12 protein-coding genes are annotated in these 15,944 nt (G+C 63.2%); 4 read left to right on the forward strand and 8 right to left on the reverse strand.

What is annotated here, in order from left to right:
• Window position 1: 1 nt before the first annotated feature.
• From glgA to AC1D1N_RS15940, 7 genes are all read right to left on the reverse strand, one after another.
• Window positions 2-1,447, reverse strand: coding sequence for a glycogen synthase GlgA (gene glgA / locus AC1D1N_RS15910; RefSeq protein WP_436258956.1), 1,446 nt, complete (start codon window positions 1,445-1,447; stop codon window positions 2-4).
• Window positions 1,448-1,527: 80 nt separating this feature from the next.
• Entirely contained in the window at window positions 1,528-2,793 is a 1,266-nt protein-coding gene (gene glgC, locus AC1D1N_RS15915; RefSeq protein ID WP_112564064.1) for a glucose-1-phosphate adenylyltransferase, read from the reverse strand.
• Between the two features lie 59 nt (window positions 2,794-2,852).
• Complete coding sequence (gene glgB, locus AC1D1N_RS15920; RefSeq protein ID WP_436258955.1) at window positions 2,853-5,066, reverse strand: 1,4-alpha-glucan branching protein GlgB; 2,214 nt, start codon at window positions 5,064-5,066, stop codon at window positions 2,853-2,855.
• A 77-nt stretch (window positions 5,067-5,143) separates the two neighbouring features.
• Window positions 5,144-7,606, reverse strand: coding sequence for a glycogen/starch/alpha-glucan phosphorylase (locus tag AC1D1N_RS15925; RefSeq protein ID WP_436258954.1), 2,463 nt, complete (start codon window positions 7,604-7,606; stop codon window positions 5,144-5,146).
• Between the two features lie 141 nt (window positions 7,607-7,747).
• Window positions 7,748-8,536 carry an ATP-binding cassette domain-containing protein gene (locus tag AC1D1N_RS15930; RefSeq protein ID WP_192256459.1) on the reverse strand — a complete coding sequence of 263 codons (789 nt, stop codon included), beginning with the start codon at window positions 8,534-8,536 and terminating at the stop codon, window positions 7,748-7,750.
• The gene (locus AC1D1N_RS15935; protein ID WP_436258953.1) at window positions 8,533-9,615 is read right to left on the reverse strand and encodes an ABC transporter permease; all 1,083 of its coding nucleotides are present in this window, start codon (window positions 9,613-9,615) and stop codon (window positions 8,533-8,535) included. The genes AC1D1N_RS15930 and AC1D1N_RS15935 overlap by 4 nt, the downstream gene beginning before the upstream one ends.
• Before the next feature lie 96 nt (window positions 9,616-9,711).
• Complete coding sequence (locus AC1D1N_RS15940; RefSeq protein WP_246501755.1) at window positions 9,712-10,689, reverse strand: sugar ABC transporter substrate-binding protein; 978 nt, start codon at window positions 10,687-10,689, stop codon at window positions 9,712-9,714.
• A 263-nt stretch (window positions 10,690-10,952) separates the two neighbouring features.
• Here AC1D1N_RS15940 and AC1D1N_RS15945 point away from each other — a divergent pair, with 263 nt between their 5' ends.
• The 4 genes from AC1D1N_RS15945 (at window position 10,953) to AC1D1N_RS15960 (ending at window position 14,984) form a co-directional block, all read left to right on the forward strand.
• Window positions 10,953-12,179, forward strand: a complete 1,227-nt coding sequence (locus AC1D1N_RS15945) for an ROK family transcriptional regulator (RefSeq protein WP_112564057.1) — start codon at window positions 10,953-10,955, stop codon at window positions 12,177-12,179.
• Window positions 12,180-12,626, forward strand: coding sequence for an RbsD/FucU family protein (locus AC1D1N_RS15950; protein ID WP_192256452.1), 447 nt, complete (start codon window positions 12,180-12,182; stop codon window positions 12,624-12,626).
• Window positions 12,623-13,546, forward strand: coding sequence for a carbohydrate kinase family protein (locus tag AC1D1N_RS15955; RefSeq protein ID WP_203278001.1), 924 nt, complete (start codon window positions 12,623-12,625; stop codon window positions 13,544-13,546). The genes AC1D1N_RS15950 and AC1D1N_RS15955 overlap by 4 nt, the downstream gene beginning before the upstream one ends.
• Before the next feature lie 295 nt (window positions 13,547-13,841).
• Entirely contained in the window at window positions 13,842-14,984 is a 1,143-nt protein-coding gene (locus tag AC1D1N_RS15960; protein WP_477349628.1) for a DegT/DnrJ/EryC1/StrS family aminotransferase, read from the forward strand.
• A gap of 158 nt (window positions 14,985-15,142) precedes the next feature.
• Here the strand turns inward: AC1D1N_RS15960 and cysQ are convergent, their stop codons facing one another.
• Window positions 15,143-15,934: a 3'(2'),5'-bisphosphate nucleotidase CysQ gene (gene cysQ / locus AC1D1N_RS15965; protein ID WP_477350088.1), complete on the reverse strand. Its 792-nt coding sequence runs from the start codon at window positions 15,932-15,934 to the stop codon at window positions 15,143-15,145.
• Window positions 15,935-15,944: the final 10 nt, after the last annotated feature.

Raw genomic sequence — 15,944 nt, forward strand, 5'->3', positions numbered from 1 at the left:
TTCAGGCAACCCTTTTCGAAAGCAACAGGCGGTAGAGTTCAACGTATTTGTCGGCGCTCTTGTCCCAGGAAACATCGGCTTTCATGCCCTGGCGCTGGATCTGTTCCCACACCGCCGGGCTCGCATGCGCGTCGACCAGCCGGCGGATGGCGTGCAGCATGGCGCCGCCATTGTTGGGCGCGAACTGGAAACCGGTGGCTACACCTGCCGAGATCGCGGCTTCGTTGGCGTCTATGATGGTGTCGGCAAGGCCGCCGGTACGGGCAACGACCGGCACGCAGCCATAGCGCAGGCCGTAAAGCTGGGTCAGCCCGCAGGGCTCGAAGCGCGACGGGATGACGATGGCGTCGCAGCCGCCTTGCATAATGTGGGACAAGCCCTCGTCGTAACCGACGACAACGCCGACGCGGCCGCGATGGCGGGCGGCGGCGGCAAGCAGCGCGCCTTCGAGGCCGGCGTCACCCGAGCCGAGGATCGCCAGCCGCGCACCGGTGGCGACGACGCCGTCGACCACCGCTGCCAGTATGTCCATGCCCTTTTGCCAGGTCAGCCGGCTGATCACGCAGACAATCGGGCTGTCGTCGTGCTCCAGATTGAAACGGTCCTCGACAACCGCCCGGTTGGGAAGGCGAGCCTTGAGCGTCTGCGCGGAATAGGCCGACACCAGATGCTTGTCGGTCTCGGGGTTCCAGATGTCGGTGTCGATGCCGTTGACGATGCCGTAGAGGTCCGAGGATCGCATGTTGATCAGGCCGTCGAGGCCCATGCCGAATTCGGGCGAGCGGATTTCCTGCGCGTAGGTCGGGCTGACCGTGGTGATCGCCCAGGCGGCCTGCAGGCCGGCCTTGAGGAAGCCGACGCCGCCATAATACTCAACGCCGTCAAGCGCCATCGCCACCGCCGGCAGGCCGAGCTCACCGAAGATGCCGGCGCCGAACTGGCCCTGGAAGGCAAGGTTGTGCACGGTGATCAGCGACGGCACGCCGACCGCCTTGCCGTATCGCATATAGGCCAGCGTCATCGCCGACTGCCAGTCATGGGCATGGACGAGATCGGGCTGGTAACCGGAGATGGCGCCACTGGCGATGTCGCCGCCGACCTGGCTCAACGCCGCGAAGCGCCGCCAGTTGTCGGGCCAGTCGGCGCCGGCCGCATTGCCGTAAGGGCCGCCCGGACGGTCGTAGAGATGCGGCGCGTCAAGCACGAACAGATCGAGCCCGGCAATCTTGACGGCATGGACCGAAGCCTTGCCGCCCTGCAGCAGCGGGTACTGGTAGACGGCCTTCCTTTTCTTGAAGGCGTCCATCACCTGCGGAAAGCCGGGAATGAGCGTGCGCATCGTCACGCCCTTGGCGGCAAGGGCGATCGGCAGTGCGCCGGTCACGTCGGCAAGTCCGCCGGTCTTGATCAGCGGGAAAATTTCGGGCGTGACCGACAGAACCTGCATGCGTTTATGGTATCCTGTCTAACTCTTTGTTTTGCGCAATTCCGGACGGAAAACCGTTTCACACTTTTCCTGGAATTGCTTCAAAGCTTCAGCTTGTCGATCATGTCCTGCGTGACCAGGCAGATGCCCTTTTCCGAAACGCGGAAGCGCTTGGCGTCGAGAGCGGGGTCTTCGCCGACCACCAAGCCTTCCGGTATCCTTACACCGTGGTCGATGACGACGCGCTTCAACTTTGCGTTCCGGCCGACATGAACGTCGGGCAGCATGACGACTTCTTCCAGCGTCGAATAGGAGTTGATGCGCGCGCCGGTGAAGATCAGGCTGCGCTTCAGCGAAGCACCCGAGACGATGCAATCGCCTGATACCAGCGAGGAGACGGCCGAACCGCGCCGGCCGTCCTCGTCATGCACGAACTTTGCCGGCGGCTTCAATTCGGCATAGGTCCAGATCGGCCAGTCGCGGTCGTAGAGATCGAGTTCAGGGGTAATATCGGTCAAGTCGATATTGGCTTCCCAATAGGCGTCGACCGTGCCGACGTCACGCCAATAGGCCTCGTTCTCGGCGGTCGAGCGCACGCAGGATTTGGCGAAGCGATGCGCGATCGCCTTACCGTGCTGGACGATATAGGGGATGATGTCCTTGCCGAAGTCGCGGCTCGAACCCGGCTCGGCGGCATCGCGGCGCAGTTGCTCCATCAGGAACTTGGTCTTGAAGACATAGATGCCCATCGAGGCCAGCGCGAATTCCGGCTTGTCGGGAATGCCGGGCGGATCGGCGGGCTTTTCGACGAAGGCGATGATGTTATCCTTGCCGTCGACGTGCATGACGCCGAAGCCGGTCGCTTCCATGCGCGGCACTTCGAGGCAGCCGACGGTAACGTCAGCGTTGGCGTCGACGTGCTGGCGCAGCATCAGTTCGTAGTCCATCTTGTAGATGTGGTCGCCGGCCAGGATGACCATGTATTCGGGGCCGTAGGCCTCGATGATGTCGATGTTCTGGTAGACGGCGTCGGCCGTGCCTTCATACCACTGGGTTTCCGAGACACGCTGGCTGGCCGGCAGGATGTCGAAGCTTTCGTTTCGCTCCGGGCGCAGGAAGTTCCAGCCGCGCTGCAGGTGGCGGATCAGCGAATGCGCCTTGTATTGGGTGGCGACACCGAGGCGGCGAATGCCGGAATTCAGCGCATTGGACAGCGCGAAATCGATGATGCGCGTCTTGCCGCCGAAATAGACAGCGGGCTTGGCGCGCCGGTCGGTCAATTCCTTGAGCCGGCTGCCGCGGCCGCCGGCCAGCACATAGGCCATGGCATCGCGCGCCAGCGGCTGGGTTCTCTTCAAGTCTGCCATTTTTTACCCTCCCAAATTACCGGTCTGGAGCATCGCTCAGTCGCAACGCGCTGACGGATTTAGTCCGCAACGAGTTCAAGCATGATCGTCGACAGCGGCGGCAAAAGCATCGTTGCCGATATGCCTCCTCCCTCCGCCCTGGCTTCGACCACGCCCCCATTGCCCTTGCCTGAACCACCATAGTCCGAAGCGTCGGTGTTGATGATTTCGCGCCATTTGCCGACGTTGGGCAACGGCACGCGATAATTGTCGCGCGGCACCGGCGTGAAGTTGGAAATGACGGCGATAGGATTGCCATCCGGCGCACTGCGCAGCCAGGCGAAGACCGAGTTTTCCTTGTCGTCGACGATCAGCCAGGAGAAGCCGTCCGGCTCGCAGTCGCGCGCATGCAGCGCCGGGCGCGAGCGGTAGAGGTAGTTGAGGTCGCGCACCGTCTGCCAGACACCGCGATGCGGGCGGAAGTCGAGCAGGTTCCAGTCGAGCGCGCGCGCCTCGCTCCATTCGCGGCGCTGGGCGAATTCCTGGCCCATGAACAACAGCTTCTTGCCGGGATAGCCCCACATGAAGGCGTAAAAGGCGCGCAAAGTCGCGAATTTCTGCCAGTCGTCACCGGCCATCTTGCCAAGCAGCGTGCCTTTGCCGTGCACGACCTCGTCATGGGAGAGCGGCAGCACGAAATTCTCTGAAAAGGCGTAGGTCAGGCCGAAGGTCAGGTCGTTGTGATGGTGCTTGCGGAAGATCGGCTCCTTGGCGAAATACTCCAGCGTGTCGTGCATGAAGCCCATGTTCCACTTGAAGCCAAAGCCCAGCCCGCCTTCATGCACCGGCGCCGAGACTTTCGGCCATGAGGTCGATTCCTCGGCGATCGTCATCACGCCGGGATGGTGGCCGTAGAGCTCCTTGTTCATCTTCTGCAGGAAGGAGACCGCTTCGAGGTTTTCGCGGCCGCCTTTCTCGTTGGGGATCCATTCGCCGGCTTTGCGCGAGTAGTCGAGGTAGAGCATCGACGCCACCGCGTCGACGCGCAAACCGTCGACATGGTATTTCTCGGCCCAGAACAGCGCATTGTTGACGAGGAACGACACCACTTCGCGGCGGCCGAAATTGTAGATCGCGGTGTTCCAGTCGGGATGAAAACCCTTGCGCGGGTCGGCATGCTCGTAGAGCGCAGTACCGTCGAAATTGGCCAGGCCATGCGCGTCGACCGGGAAATGCGCCGGCACCCAGTCGAGGATGACGCCGACGCCAGCGCGGTGCGCACCGTCGACGAAACGGGCAAAGCCGTCCGGGTCGCCGAAGCGCGCCGACGGGGCATAAAGTCCGGTTGTCTGATAACCCCAGGACGGGTCATAGGGATGTTCGGAGATCGGCAGGAATTCGATGTGGGTGAAGCCGGTTTCGACGGCATAGGGAATCAGCTGGTCGGCGAGTTCGTCCCATGACAGGAAGCTGCCGTCATCGTGCTGCTGCCACGAACCGGCATGGACCTCGTAGATCGATATGGCTTCGCGCCGGGGATCGGCCTTGCGCCAGTAGCTGCGATGCGCATCGTCGCCCCATTCATGCGCCGGCGGCACCGCCGTCACCGAAGCGGTGGCCGGGCGCAGTTCGGATTTGAAGGCGAATGGATCGGCCTTGAGCGGCAGGCGCACGCCGTCGGGGGCGATGATCTCGTATTTGTAGGGCCGTCCAGCGCCGATATCGGGAATGAACAGCTCCCAGATGCCGGTGTCGCGGCGGTCGCGCATCGTGTGCCGGCGGCCATCCCATTCGTTGAAATCGCCGACCACGGAGACGCGGCGCGCATTGGGCGCCCAGACGGCGAAATGCACGCCCGACGCGCCTTCATGGTCGATGAGATGGGCGCCGAGCTTGTCGAACAGCCTGAGATGGGATCCTTGGGCGATATAATAGTCATCCATCGGGCCGAGCACCGGGCCGAAGGAATAGGGATCGGTCAGCCACCAGTCGCCGCCGGCATTTTTGGCGTGATAGCGCAGCGGCTGGCGTTTGCGGATCGAAACCTTGCCCTCGAAGAAACCGGCATCGTCGCGGCGTGAGAGTTCGCCAACCTCCTTGCCGGTCAACGTATAGGCGGTGACGAACTCGGCATTGGGCACGAAGCAGCGGGCGGCGAAGCCCTTGCCGGCTTCATGCACGCCCAGGATTGCAAAAGGATCGCCATGCGTGCCGGCAACAATCGCCGCGACATCGCCGGCTGGTGCCAGCCCGTCCGGCCCGCTTGTCGCAGCGGTCACGCGCGGTTTCCTCATCAGCCGATTTCCCTCCCGGGGAGCCAGTACTTGTTCTTGTGCACAAGACCCATGGTTCGTGGCCTCATGCAATCATATCAGGCGGGTACGTTCCAGATTTCTTTCGCATATTGACGGATCGTGCGATCGGAAGAGAACCAGCCGACGCGGGCAACGTTGCGGATGGCACGTGCATACCAGTCGGGACTGTTGCGCCAGACGGCGTCGACATCGCGCTGGGTGGCGGCATAGGCATCGAAATCGGCCGCCACCATGAACCAGTCGGTGTTGTAGAGACCGTCGATCAGCTCGCGGTAGCGGTCCGGCTGGTCGGGCGAGAACACGCCCGACGAGACGGCGGAGACAGCCTGGGCCAGTTCCGGCGATCCTTCGATCACGGCGCGCGGGTTGTAGCCATTGCCGCGCCGCTCGGCGACTTCGGCCGTGGTCAGGCCGAAGATGAAGATGTTGTCGTCGCCGACGCACTCCTTGATCTCGACATTGGCGCCGTCGAGCGTGCCGATGGTCAAGGCGCCGTTCAGCGCGAACTTCATGTTGCCGGTGCCCGACGCTTCCATGCCGGCGGTCGAGATCTGTTCGGATAGGTCCGCGGCCGGCATCAGCACTTCGGCCAGGCTGACATTGTAGTTCGGCACGAACACCACTTTCAGCAGGCCGCGTACCGACGGGTCGCTGTTGATGACCTTGGCGACGTCGTTGGCGAGTTTGATGATCAGCTTGGCGTTGTGGTAGCTCGGCGCCGCCTTGCCGCCGAAGAATTTCACGCGTGGCATCCAGTCGCGTTCGGGATGCGAGCGGATCTGGTCGTAGAGCGCGATCGCCTCCAGGATGTTGAGCAGCTGGCGCTTGTATTCGTGGATGCGCTTGACCTGGATGTCGAACAGCGCCGACGGATCGAGCTTGATGCCGAGCCGATCGGCGACGAGATTGGCGAGCTTGACCTTGTTGGAGCGCTTGACGGCGGCGAACTTGTCGCGGAAGGCCGCGTCGTCGGCAAAGGCATCGAGCCCCTTGATGGCGTCGATATTGTCGAGGAAGCGGTCGCCGATCGCCTCGCGGGTAAGCGCGGTGAGGCCTGGATTGCACTGGATCAGCCAGCGCCGCGGCGTAATGCCGTTGGTCTTGTTGTTGATGCGGTCGGGATAGAGCTTGTGGAGATCGGCAAACACCGTCTCCTTCATCAGCTCGGTATGCAGGGCCGACACGCCGTTGATCGAGTGCGAGCCGACAAAGGCGAGGTTGCCCATGCGCACGCGGCGGTCGCCGGCTTCCTGGATCAGTGAGATGCGGCTGATCTGCTCACCCGAGAACTGGTTGGTGGCGCGCGCTTCGAGCAGCACCTGCGCATTGATGGCGTAGACGATCTGCATGTGGCGCGGCAAAAGCCGCTCGAACAGCGGCACCGGCCAGCTTTCCAGCGCCTCGGGCAGCAGCGTGTGGTTGGTGTAGCCGAAGGTGCGCTTGGTGATGTCCCAGGCCTGGTCGAAGTCCATGCCGTGGACGTCCATCAGCAGGCGCATCAGCTCCGGCACGGCAATCGCCGGATGGGTGTCGTTGAGATGAATCGCCGCCTTGTCGGGCAGCGACACGAGATCGCCATACTGGCTGAGATGGCGCTGGACGATGTCCTGGAGCGAGGCGGTGGAGAAGAAATATTCCTGGCGCAGCCGCAGTTCCTGCCCGGCCTTGTGGGAATCGGCGGGGTAAAGCACGCGCGACAGCGCATCGGCCTTGTTGCTTTCGGCAAGCGCGCCGATGTGGTCGCCGGCGTTGAACTTGTCGAGCAGGATCGGATCGATCGGCATGCCGGACCACAGCCGCAGCGTGTTGACCCGGTTGGCGCGCCAGCCGACCACCGGCGTGTCGTAAGCGACGGCCTGGACATGTTCGGTCGGCTTCCAGACGTGGCGTTCGAGCCTTCCATCCTTGGAGGTGATCGATTCCACCGAACCGCCGAAGCCGACCTCGAAGGCGCGCTCGCGGCGTTCGAACTCCCAGGGGTTGCCGTGGTCGAGCCAGGTCTCGGGCAGTTCGACCTGCCAGCCGTCATGGATTTCCTGGCGGAACATGCCGTTGGCGTAGCGGATGCCGTAGCCATGCGCGGGAATGTCGACAGTCGCCATGCTTTCCATGAAGCAGGCGGCGAGCCGGCCGAGACCGCCATTGCCGAGCGCGGCGTCCGGCTCGAGCCCGGCGATGAGGTCGAGGTCGACGCCCAGCGACTTCAGCGCTTCGCGCATATTGTCCATCAGGCCGAGATTGGAGAAGGCATCGCGCATCAGCCGGCCGATGAGGAATTCGAGCGACAGATAGTAGACGCGCTTTTCCTGCTGGGCGTAGGCCTCCTGCGTCGCCTGCATCCAGTGATCGACGATGCGGTCGCGCACGACCTTGATCGAGGCTGTCAGCCAGTCATATTGGGTGGCGACGGAGGTGCCCTTGCCGACCCGGTATTTGAGTGCCGACAGCACCTCGTCGGCGAGCGTCTTGGGATCGGGGATTTCGAGAACAGGGGCTTTGGCTGTCATTGTTCGCGTCATACTGCCTCTCGTGATCGTGCTGCGATCATACCGGCTTTCGCTGTCAGTCCCAGCCCATCCTAGTGCATTGCAACATACATTCAATCGATTTAGATCGATATGCCGCCGGTTGCCCCTGCGGCAATTTATCCGTCGAGCGGATCAGGCCGCGAGCGCCGCCTCCGGCGGAACCTTGGCTCCCGTCATGAAAGCCACGGCATCCGACATCGTATATTGCTTGGGATCGATGACGCAGAGGCGACGTCCCAGCCGATGGATGTGGATGCGGTCGGCGACTTCGAAGACATGCGGCATGTTGTGCGAGATCAGCACGATCGGCAGCCCGCGTTTCTTGACGTCCAGGATCAGCTCGAGCACGCGACGGCTCTCCTTGACGCCAAGGGCTGCGGTCGGCTCGTCCATGATCACCATCTTCGAGCCGAAGGCGGCGGCGCGTGCCACCGCCACGCCCTGGCGCTGACCGCCCGAGAGCGTCTCCACCGCCTGGCTGATGTTCTGGATGGTCATCAGGCCCAGTTCGGTGAGCTTGTCGCGGGCGCGCTTTTCCATTGCCGGACGGTCGAGCATGCGCATCCATTGTCCCAGGAAGCCCTGTTTGCGGATTTCGCGGCCGAGGAACATGTTGTCGGCGATGGACAGCGCCGGCGAAAGCGCCAGATTCTGATAGACGGTCTCGATGCCTGCTTCGCGAGCCTCCATCGGCGACTTAAAAGCGATAGGTTTGCCATCGAGGCGGATCTCGCCCTCGTCGGGCGTGACCGCACCGGAAATCGCCTTGATCAGCGACGACTTGCCGGCGCCGTTGTCGCCGATGACGGCAAGGATTTCGCCCGGATAGAGGTCGAAGTCGGCGTTGTCCAAGGCGGTGACGCGGCCATAGCGTTTGACGAGCCCGCGGGCGGTGAGAATAGGGTCCTGAGCCTGGGTCATGCCGATATCTTCCTGATCCACTGGTCGATGCCAACCGCCACGATGATAAGGGCGCCGACGGACAATTGCGTCCATTGCGGATCCGTGCCCCAGAGCCTCAGGCCGAGCGCAAACACGCCGACGATAAGTGCGCCGAAGATGGTCCCGAGAATGGAACCGCGCCCACCGAATAGCGAGGTGCCGCCGATCACCACGGCGGTGATCGAGTTGATGTTCTCGAACTGACCTGCTTGTGGCGAAACCGATCCGATGCGCCCAATCAAGGCCCAGCCGGCAATGGCGCAGATGATGCCCGTGAGCGTATAGACCGCGAGCAGCATCCGGTCGACCCGAACACCCGACAGTTCGGCCGCCTCCGGATCGTCGCCTACTGCATAGACATGCCGTCCCCAGGCGGTATGGTTGAGCACGTACCAGGCGATCGCCGCCATGATCAGCATCAGCAGCACGCCATAGGTGAACACCGCGCCGCCAACCTTGAACGAGCCGCCGAAGAACTGCAGGAGCGGCGCAGTCGTTTCGAGATCCTGGCTGCGGATGGTCTCGTTTCCGGAGTAGATGAAATTGATGGCCGCATAGATCGACCATGTGCCGAGCGTCACGATGAAGGGCGGCAACTTCACCCTGGCGATGAGGACGCCGTTGATGAAGCCGCACAGCGCGCCGACGAGAAGCCCGACTGCGACGGCGACCGGGGCCGGGACGCCGTAGTGCATGGCGAACTGACCCATCACGACCGAACTTAGCACCATGATGGCGCCGACGGACAGGTCGATGCCGGCTGTGAGCACCACGAGCGTCTGGGCGATGCCCACCATGCCGGTGATCGCCACCTGTTGCAGGATCAGCGTCAGCGTGAACGGAGAAAAGAAACGCCCGCCGACGACGATGGCAAACAGGATCACCGAAAGCAACAGGATGATCAACGGCACCATGGCCGGGCTTTTGTGCAGCCGGTGCTGGATACTCTCCAGCGGCGTGCGCGAATGGGTGTCGAAGGAAGCGACGCTGGTGTCGCTTGCGGCCAAAGTCTTTTCGAACTCCTGTGGTCCGCTGGCCTTGGTGGTTTCAACGCTCAAAACGGCCTCCCCGCCTTTTGCGCGAGGCGGCTGTGGCCACCTCGCGCAATTCTCTTCTTATCGTTGTCTCAAGATTGAGCCGATCGGAGGTTCAAATCAACCCCAGCACTTGGCGAGCCCTGCCTTGGTGTCGATGGACTCGATGCCGGCTGCAGGCTTGTCGGTGATCAGCGTCACGCCGGTGTTGTAGAAATTCAGGCCCGGCGACGGTTCGGGCTTTTTGCCACTATCGGCAAATGCTTTGATCGCCTCAATGCCGAGGGAGGCCATCAGCAGCGGATATTGCTGGGAGGTGGCTCCGATCACACCCTCGGCAACGTTCTTGACGCCGGGGCAGCCGCCGTCGACCGAGACGATCAGCACGTCCTTCTCCTTGCCGACTGCCTTCAGCGCCTGATAGGCACCGGCGGCCGCCGGTTCATTGATGGTGTAGACCACGTTGATATCCGGATCCTTCTGCAGGCAGTTCTCCATGGCGGTGTGGCCGCCATCCTCGTTGCCGCTCGACAGATCGTGGCAGACATTGCGTGCATCCGTTTCGTCGCCGATTTTCTTGGGGTCGCCAAGGTCGATGCCGAAGCCCTTCATGAAGCCCTGATCGCGTTGCACGTCGACTGAGGGCTGGCTGGCGATCAGATCCATATAGGCGATATGGGCATCCTTGGCCTTGTCGCCCAGCGTCGCCTTGGCCCAAGAGCCGATAAGCTCGCCGGCCTTGAAATTGTCGGTGGCAAAGGTCGCATCGGCGGCGTCGGCAGGCTCAAGCTGCGTATCCAGAGCAATCACAAGCACTCCTGCGTCACGTGCCTTCTTCACCGCCGGCACGATAGCCGCCGTATCGGTCGCGGTGATCAGAATGCCCTTGGCGCCATCGGCGATGCAGGATTCGATTGCCGCAACCTGGCCTTCGTTGTCGCCTTCCGCTTTGCCGGCATAGGACTTGAGGTCGACGCCGATCTCCTTGGCTTTAGCGGTCGCGCCCTCCTTCATCTTGACGAAGAAGGGGTTGGTGTCGGTCTTGGTAATCAGGCAAGCGCCGACGCCGGCGGCAGATGCCGTAGAGGCAAAGGCCATCAGGCCGAGGCCCGCCGCGGCGAACACGGTGGACTTCAATAATGCTTTGGTCACGATCTTCCTCCCATGGAACCATGCGGATGCCGCCAACCGGCATCTCGGGCGCATCCACTGAAGTTCTCCCAGTGTGGACGCGCCCTCAAAAGACACCAGTCGGCCGGGGCTGTCAATAATTAAATCACTCTTATTTATTATTGACACAGTTGCACCGTTCACTCATTCTAACCCAAAAGCAGTGAGGGGAAACAACGGGAGGAATAAGGGTGGAAACCGGCACTGCAAGGCACGGTTCGCCCGAGGCGGCTGACAGCCGCCTGCACCGCGGCACCAACCAGAGCGGCATGCGCGACCACAATGAGCGGCTGGTGCTGTCGTTGGTGCGCCAGCATGGCAGCCTGGCCAAATCAGACATTGCGCGCATGACCGGGCTTTCGGCGCAGACCGTGTCGGTCATCATGCGCGAGCTGGAGGAAGACAGCCTGCTGGTGCGCCAGGCGCCGTTGCGCGGCAAGATCGGCCAGCCTTCCATCCCGATGGCGCTGAACCCCGAAGGCGCATTCTTCATCGGCCTCAAAATCGGCCGTCGCAGCGCCGAACTGGTGCTGATCGATTTCCTTGGGCATGTGCGCTCGATGCTGCAGCACTCCTACCGCTATCCGGCGCCACGCGAGACGGTGGAGTTCGTTACATCTGGCATGAAGACGATGCGCGCCGAACTGACACCGGCGCAGGATAAGCGCATTGCCGGGCTAGGCATCGCCATGCCGTTCGAACTGTGGAACTGGGCCGATACGGCGGGTGCGCCACGCGACATCATGGACGAATGGCGCCATCGCGACATCCGCGCCGACATCCAGTCGCAATGCGAATTCCCGGTCTATCTGCAGAACGACGCGACGTCGGCCTGTGGCGCCGAACTGGTGTTCGGCCAAACCGGCGGCGTGCGCGACTTCGTCTATTTCTACATCGGCGCCTTTGCCGGCGGCGGCATCGTGCTCAACGGCCGGCTTTTTGGTGGACCGACCGGCAATGCCGGGGCGCTGGGCTCGATGCCGGTGCCGGGGCCGGACGGCAAGCCGACACAGCTCATCGACGTCGCCTCGATCGCCATGCTGGAAAAGGCGCTCAGCGCGCGCGGCATCGACGGCTCCTATCTCTGGACCTCACCGCAGGAATGGGGCGACATCGGCGCCGATTTGGACGACTGGATCGCCAGCGCCTCGCGAGCGCTTGCCTACGCCATTGTCGCAGCGTCCTCGGTGATCGATTTCGAGGCCGCGGTGATCGATGGTTGGATGCCGCTCGCAGTACGGCGTCGCCTCGTCGATGCCGTCAGGCAGACGATCGGCACGATCGACGGTGAAGGCCTGAAGCTGCCGGACGTGCGCGAAGGCACCGTCGGCATCCATGCCCGCGCGCTGGGTGGCGCCAGCCTGCCGCTGTCCGAACGCTTCCTCATCGGTTCGACCACGATTTCCAGGAGCACCTGAATGCTGATCGGTATTCCGTCGCTGCTCGGTCCGGAGCTTCTGGCGACCTTGCGCGCCATGGGCCATGGCGACGAAATTGCGCTCGTCGACGGCAACTACCCGGCGGAAGAACAGGCAAACCGGCTGGTACGAGCCGACGGTCATCACCTGATACCGGTGCTCGACGCCATATTGAGCGTGCTGCCGGTGGACGACTTCGTGCCGGAAGCGCTTTTTCGCGCCTCGGTCAAAGGCGATCCCTCCGTTGCCGATCCGGTCCACCGCGAGATCGAGGCGATCTGCACCAAGCGTGCGCCGGGCCGCAAGGTGGTTGCGCTGGCCGGCGCCGACTTCTATGCACGCGTCCGGTCGGCGTATGCGATCGTCGCGACCGGTGAGCCCAGGCTCTACGCCAACATCATCATCCGCAAAGGCGTGATCTATCCGCCGGAAAGTCCTGAGACATGATCCTCTGCTGCGGCGAAGCCCTGATCGACATGCTGCCGCGCACCACGACGCTGGGCGAGCCGGCCTTTGCGCCCTATGTCGGCGGTGCGGTGTTCAACACTGCGATCGCGCTTGGCCGCCTCGGCGCCCCCGCGGGCTTCTTTTCCGGCCTGTCGTCGGATCTGTTCGGCGGCCAGTTCCGCGAGGCGCTGGGGGCAAGCAAGGTCAGCTCCACCTATGCGCACACCTCCCCTCGCCCCACCACGCTGGCCTTCGTGCGGCTCACCAACGGCCAGGCGACCTACACTTTCTATGACGAGAACACCGCCGGGCGCATGCTGACGACAGAGGATCTGCCGGAACTCGGCGCCGAGATCGAAGCCATGCTGTTTGGCGCCATCAGCCTGATCTCAGACCCGGCGGGTGCTGCCTACGAGGAATTCATGAAGCGCGAGCATCAGCGCCGCGTCATGATGCTCGATCCCAACATCCGGCCGAACTTCATCCCCGACAAGGCCAGGCATCTCCGCCGCATCCGCTCGATGATGGCGATGGCCGACATCGTGAAACTGTCGGATGAGGATTTGCACTGGTTCGGTGAGGCCGGCTCGCATGAGGACGTCATCCGCAACTGGCTGGACCGGGGGCCGAAGCTGATCGTCGTCACCCACGGCAGCGAAGGCGCCGTCGGCTACAGCCGCGAGCACAAGGTCACCGTGATGCCGCAGAAGGTGGAGGTGGTCGACACGGTCGGCGCCGGCGACACTTTCAATGCCGGCATTCTGGCCTCGCTGCACGAGCAAGGCCTGCTCACCAAGGCTGAGATGGGCGGCCTTTCCGAGGACGCCATCCGCCAAGCGCTGACGCTCGGTTCCAAGGCGGCGGCGGTGACGGTGTCACGAGCCGGCGCCAATCCGCCTTGGCGGCATGAAATCGCCTGATCCATGCTTCATCCGGCCGCTAGCCGCCCATGAGAGCCGATCACTTTATGTTTCCGCGAGCCGGAAAGACGCGATAAATTAGCCACGTCACGTCCTGGAAAGCCCGGATTTCCGGCATCTTGCTGCAGCGCGGCAAAAACCTGAGGTAACGGGCTGCGACACCTCGGCTGCCGGCCGCCTGGCCGGTCCGGCTTTCTCGACCGGCCCAACTCTGGTACCAGCGGGCCGGTTAAGTTGTTGTTTCTGCGCGTATCGTTGTTCCCTGGACCGCGCGCATTACCGTTTTGAGGCCGACATGCAGTTCATCGATCTTGGCGCGCAGCGCGAACGTATCCGCGACCGGCTGAAGGCCGCGATCGACAATGTCGTCGAGGAAGGCCGCTATATCCTCGGGCCGCAGGTCACCGAATTCGAAAACAAGCTCGCCGCCTATGTCGGCACCAAGCATGTCGTGGCCTGCGCCAATGGCACCGACGCGCTGCTGCTGCCGCTGTTTGCCGCCGGCATCGGCCCGGGCGACGCGGTGTTCGTGCCGAGCTTCACCTTCGCCGCGACGGCGGAAGTGGTGGCTTTGGCCAAGGCCGAACCGGTGTTTGTCGATGTCGACGCCGAGACCTACAACATCGACATCGCCAGCCTCGAGGCGGCGATCATGATGATCAAGAAGGAAGGCCGGCTGAAGCCGAAGGCGATCATTCCGGTCGACCTGTTTGGGCTTGCCGCCGACTACGAGGCGATCATGGCGATTGCCAAGCGCGAAGGGTTGCTGGTGATCGAAGATGCGGCGCAGTCGATCGGCGGCTCGTCAGACGGCACAATGTGCGGCGCCTTCGGCCATGTCGGTTCGACCAGCTTCTATCCGGCAAAGCCGCTCGGCTGCTACGGCGATGGCGGCGCGATGTTCACCAATGACGATGCGCTGGCCGACCAGCTCAGATCGTTTGCCTTCCACGGCAAGGGCGAAACGCAGTACGACAATGTACGCGTCGGCATCAATTCACGCCTCGACACGATCCAGGCGGCGATCCTGATCGAGAAGCTTGCCATCCTCGAAGACGAGATGGTCGCCCGCCAGGTGGTGGCCAAGCGCTATGCCGAAGGTCTCGGCGACATCGTCAAGGCGTCACGCAATCTGGGTGGCGGCCGCTCAGCCTGGGCGCAATATGCCATCGAGACGCCGAAGCGCGACGGCTTGCGCGCGCATCTCGGCGACAAGGGCATCCCGTCGGTGATCTATTATGTGAAGCCGCTGCACCAGCAGATCGCCTACAAGAATTATCCGCGCACGCCGACCGGCCTCGCCGTGTCGGAGGACCTGCCGAAGCGTATCCTGTGCCTGCCGATGCACCCCTATCTCAGCGAAGCCGATCAGGACCGCATCATCGAGACGATCCGCAATTATATTGGGTCGAACTCGGCGCATGTAGCGGCGGCGTAGGACTAGATGATCTCCCCCCTTGAGGGGGAGATGTCGCCGAAGGCGACAGAGGGGGTCGGTTCGACCGGGCTCGGCCTCCTTACTACAGAAAGAGGTTGGCGCTTCACGCGTGGCGACCCCCTCTGGCCTGCCGGCCATCTCCCCCTCAAGGGGGGAGATTACGCGTTTGCTTCCGCTGCCTTCCCGCTCGCAATAAAATGCGGGTTGGCGAAATCCGCGTCGTCGCTCTGCTCGCGCTTGCCATAGGTGAGCGGCTCGCCGTCCAGCGTGCGTGTCATGCCGCCGGCGGCGCGCAGCACGGCGTCGCCGGCCGCGGTGTCCCATTCCATGGTGCGGCCGAAGCGCGGATAGATGTCGGCTTCGGCGGCGGCGAGCAGGCAGAATTTCAGCGATGAGCCGACCGAGACGATCTCGGCGGCGCCGAGGTCCCTGATGAAGGCTTCGGTCTCCGGTGTGTTGTGCGAGCGGCTGGCCACTACGGCGAGCGGCGTCACCGCCGTCCTGACCGAAATCCGTCGCCGGCCGACGATCCGGAAGTCGCCATCGACCTCGATTGCTTCGGCCCTGCCCGGCCGTCCGGAGAAGAACCGCCCGCTACAGGGCGCGAAGACGACGCCGACTTCCGGCACCCCGTCGCGGATGAGCGCAATGTTGACGGTGAAATCGGTCCTGCGGTTGACGAATTCCTTGGTGCCGTCGAGCGGATCGATCAGGAAGAAGGCGCCATCGAGATCAGGCGGCACGATGCCGGCGGCGACCTCTTCCTCGGCCACGCAGGGAATATCGGGATAAGCCGCACGCAGGCCGGCAAGGATGATCGTCTCGCTCTCGCGGTCGGCTTCCGTCACCGGCGAGGAGTCGGACTTTTTGTCGACCGCGCAGCCGGCCTTGAAGACCCGCATCACCTCGCGTCCTGCATCGAGCGCCAGGCGCTCGAATACGGCCAGCATCACCTCGTCG

The sequence above is a fragment of the Mesorhizobium sp. P2_B5 genome, assembly GCF_056404775.1.

What these genes read in the sequence shown, in the direction of transcription:
- glgA (WP_436258956.1), bottom strand. Translation starts at nt 1,447, where the DNA reads ATGCAGGTTCTGTCGGTCACGCCCGAAATTTTCCCGCTGATCAAGACC.
- glgC (WP_112564064.1), bottom strand. Translation starts at nt 2,793, where the DNA reads ATGGCAGACTTGAAGAGAACCCAGCCGCTGGCGCGCGATGCCATGGCC.
- glgB (WP_436258955.1), bottom strand. Translation starts at nt 5,066, where the DNA reads ATGAGGAAACCGCGCGTGACCGCTGCGACAAGCGGGCCGGACGGGCTG.
- AC1D1N_RS15925 (WP_436258954.1), bottom strand. Translation starts at nt 7,606, where the DNA reads ATGACGCGAACAATGACAGCCAAAGCCCCTGTTCTCGAAATCCCCGAT.
- AC1D1N_RS15930 (WP_192256459.1), bottom strand. Translation starts at nt 8,536, where the DNA reads ATGACCCAGGCTCAGGACCCTATTCTCACCGCCCGCGGGCTCGTCAAA.
- AC1D1N_RS15940 (WP_246501755.1), bottom strand. Translation starts at nt 10,689, where the DNA reads ATGGCCTTTGCCTCTACGGCATCTGCCGCCGGCGTCGGCGCTTGCCTG.
- AC1D1N_RS15950 (WP_192256452.1), top strand. Translation starts at nt 12,180, where the DNA reads ATGCTGATCGGTATTCCGTCGCTGCTCGGTCCGGAGCTTCTGGCGACC.
- AC1D1N_RS15955 (WP_203278001.1), top strand. Translation starts at nt 12,623, where the DNA reads ATGATCCTCTGCTGCGGCGAAGCCCTGATCGACATGCTGCCGCGCACC.
- AC1D1N_RS15960 (WP_477349628.1), top strand. Translation starts at nt 13,842, where the DNA reads ATGCAGTTCATCGATCTTGGCGCGCAGCGCGAACGTATCCGCGACCGG.
- cysQ (WP_477350088.1), bottom strand. Translation starts at nt 15,934, where the DNA reads ATGCTGGCCGTATTCGAGCGCCTGGCGCTCGATGCAGGACGCGAGGTG.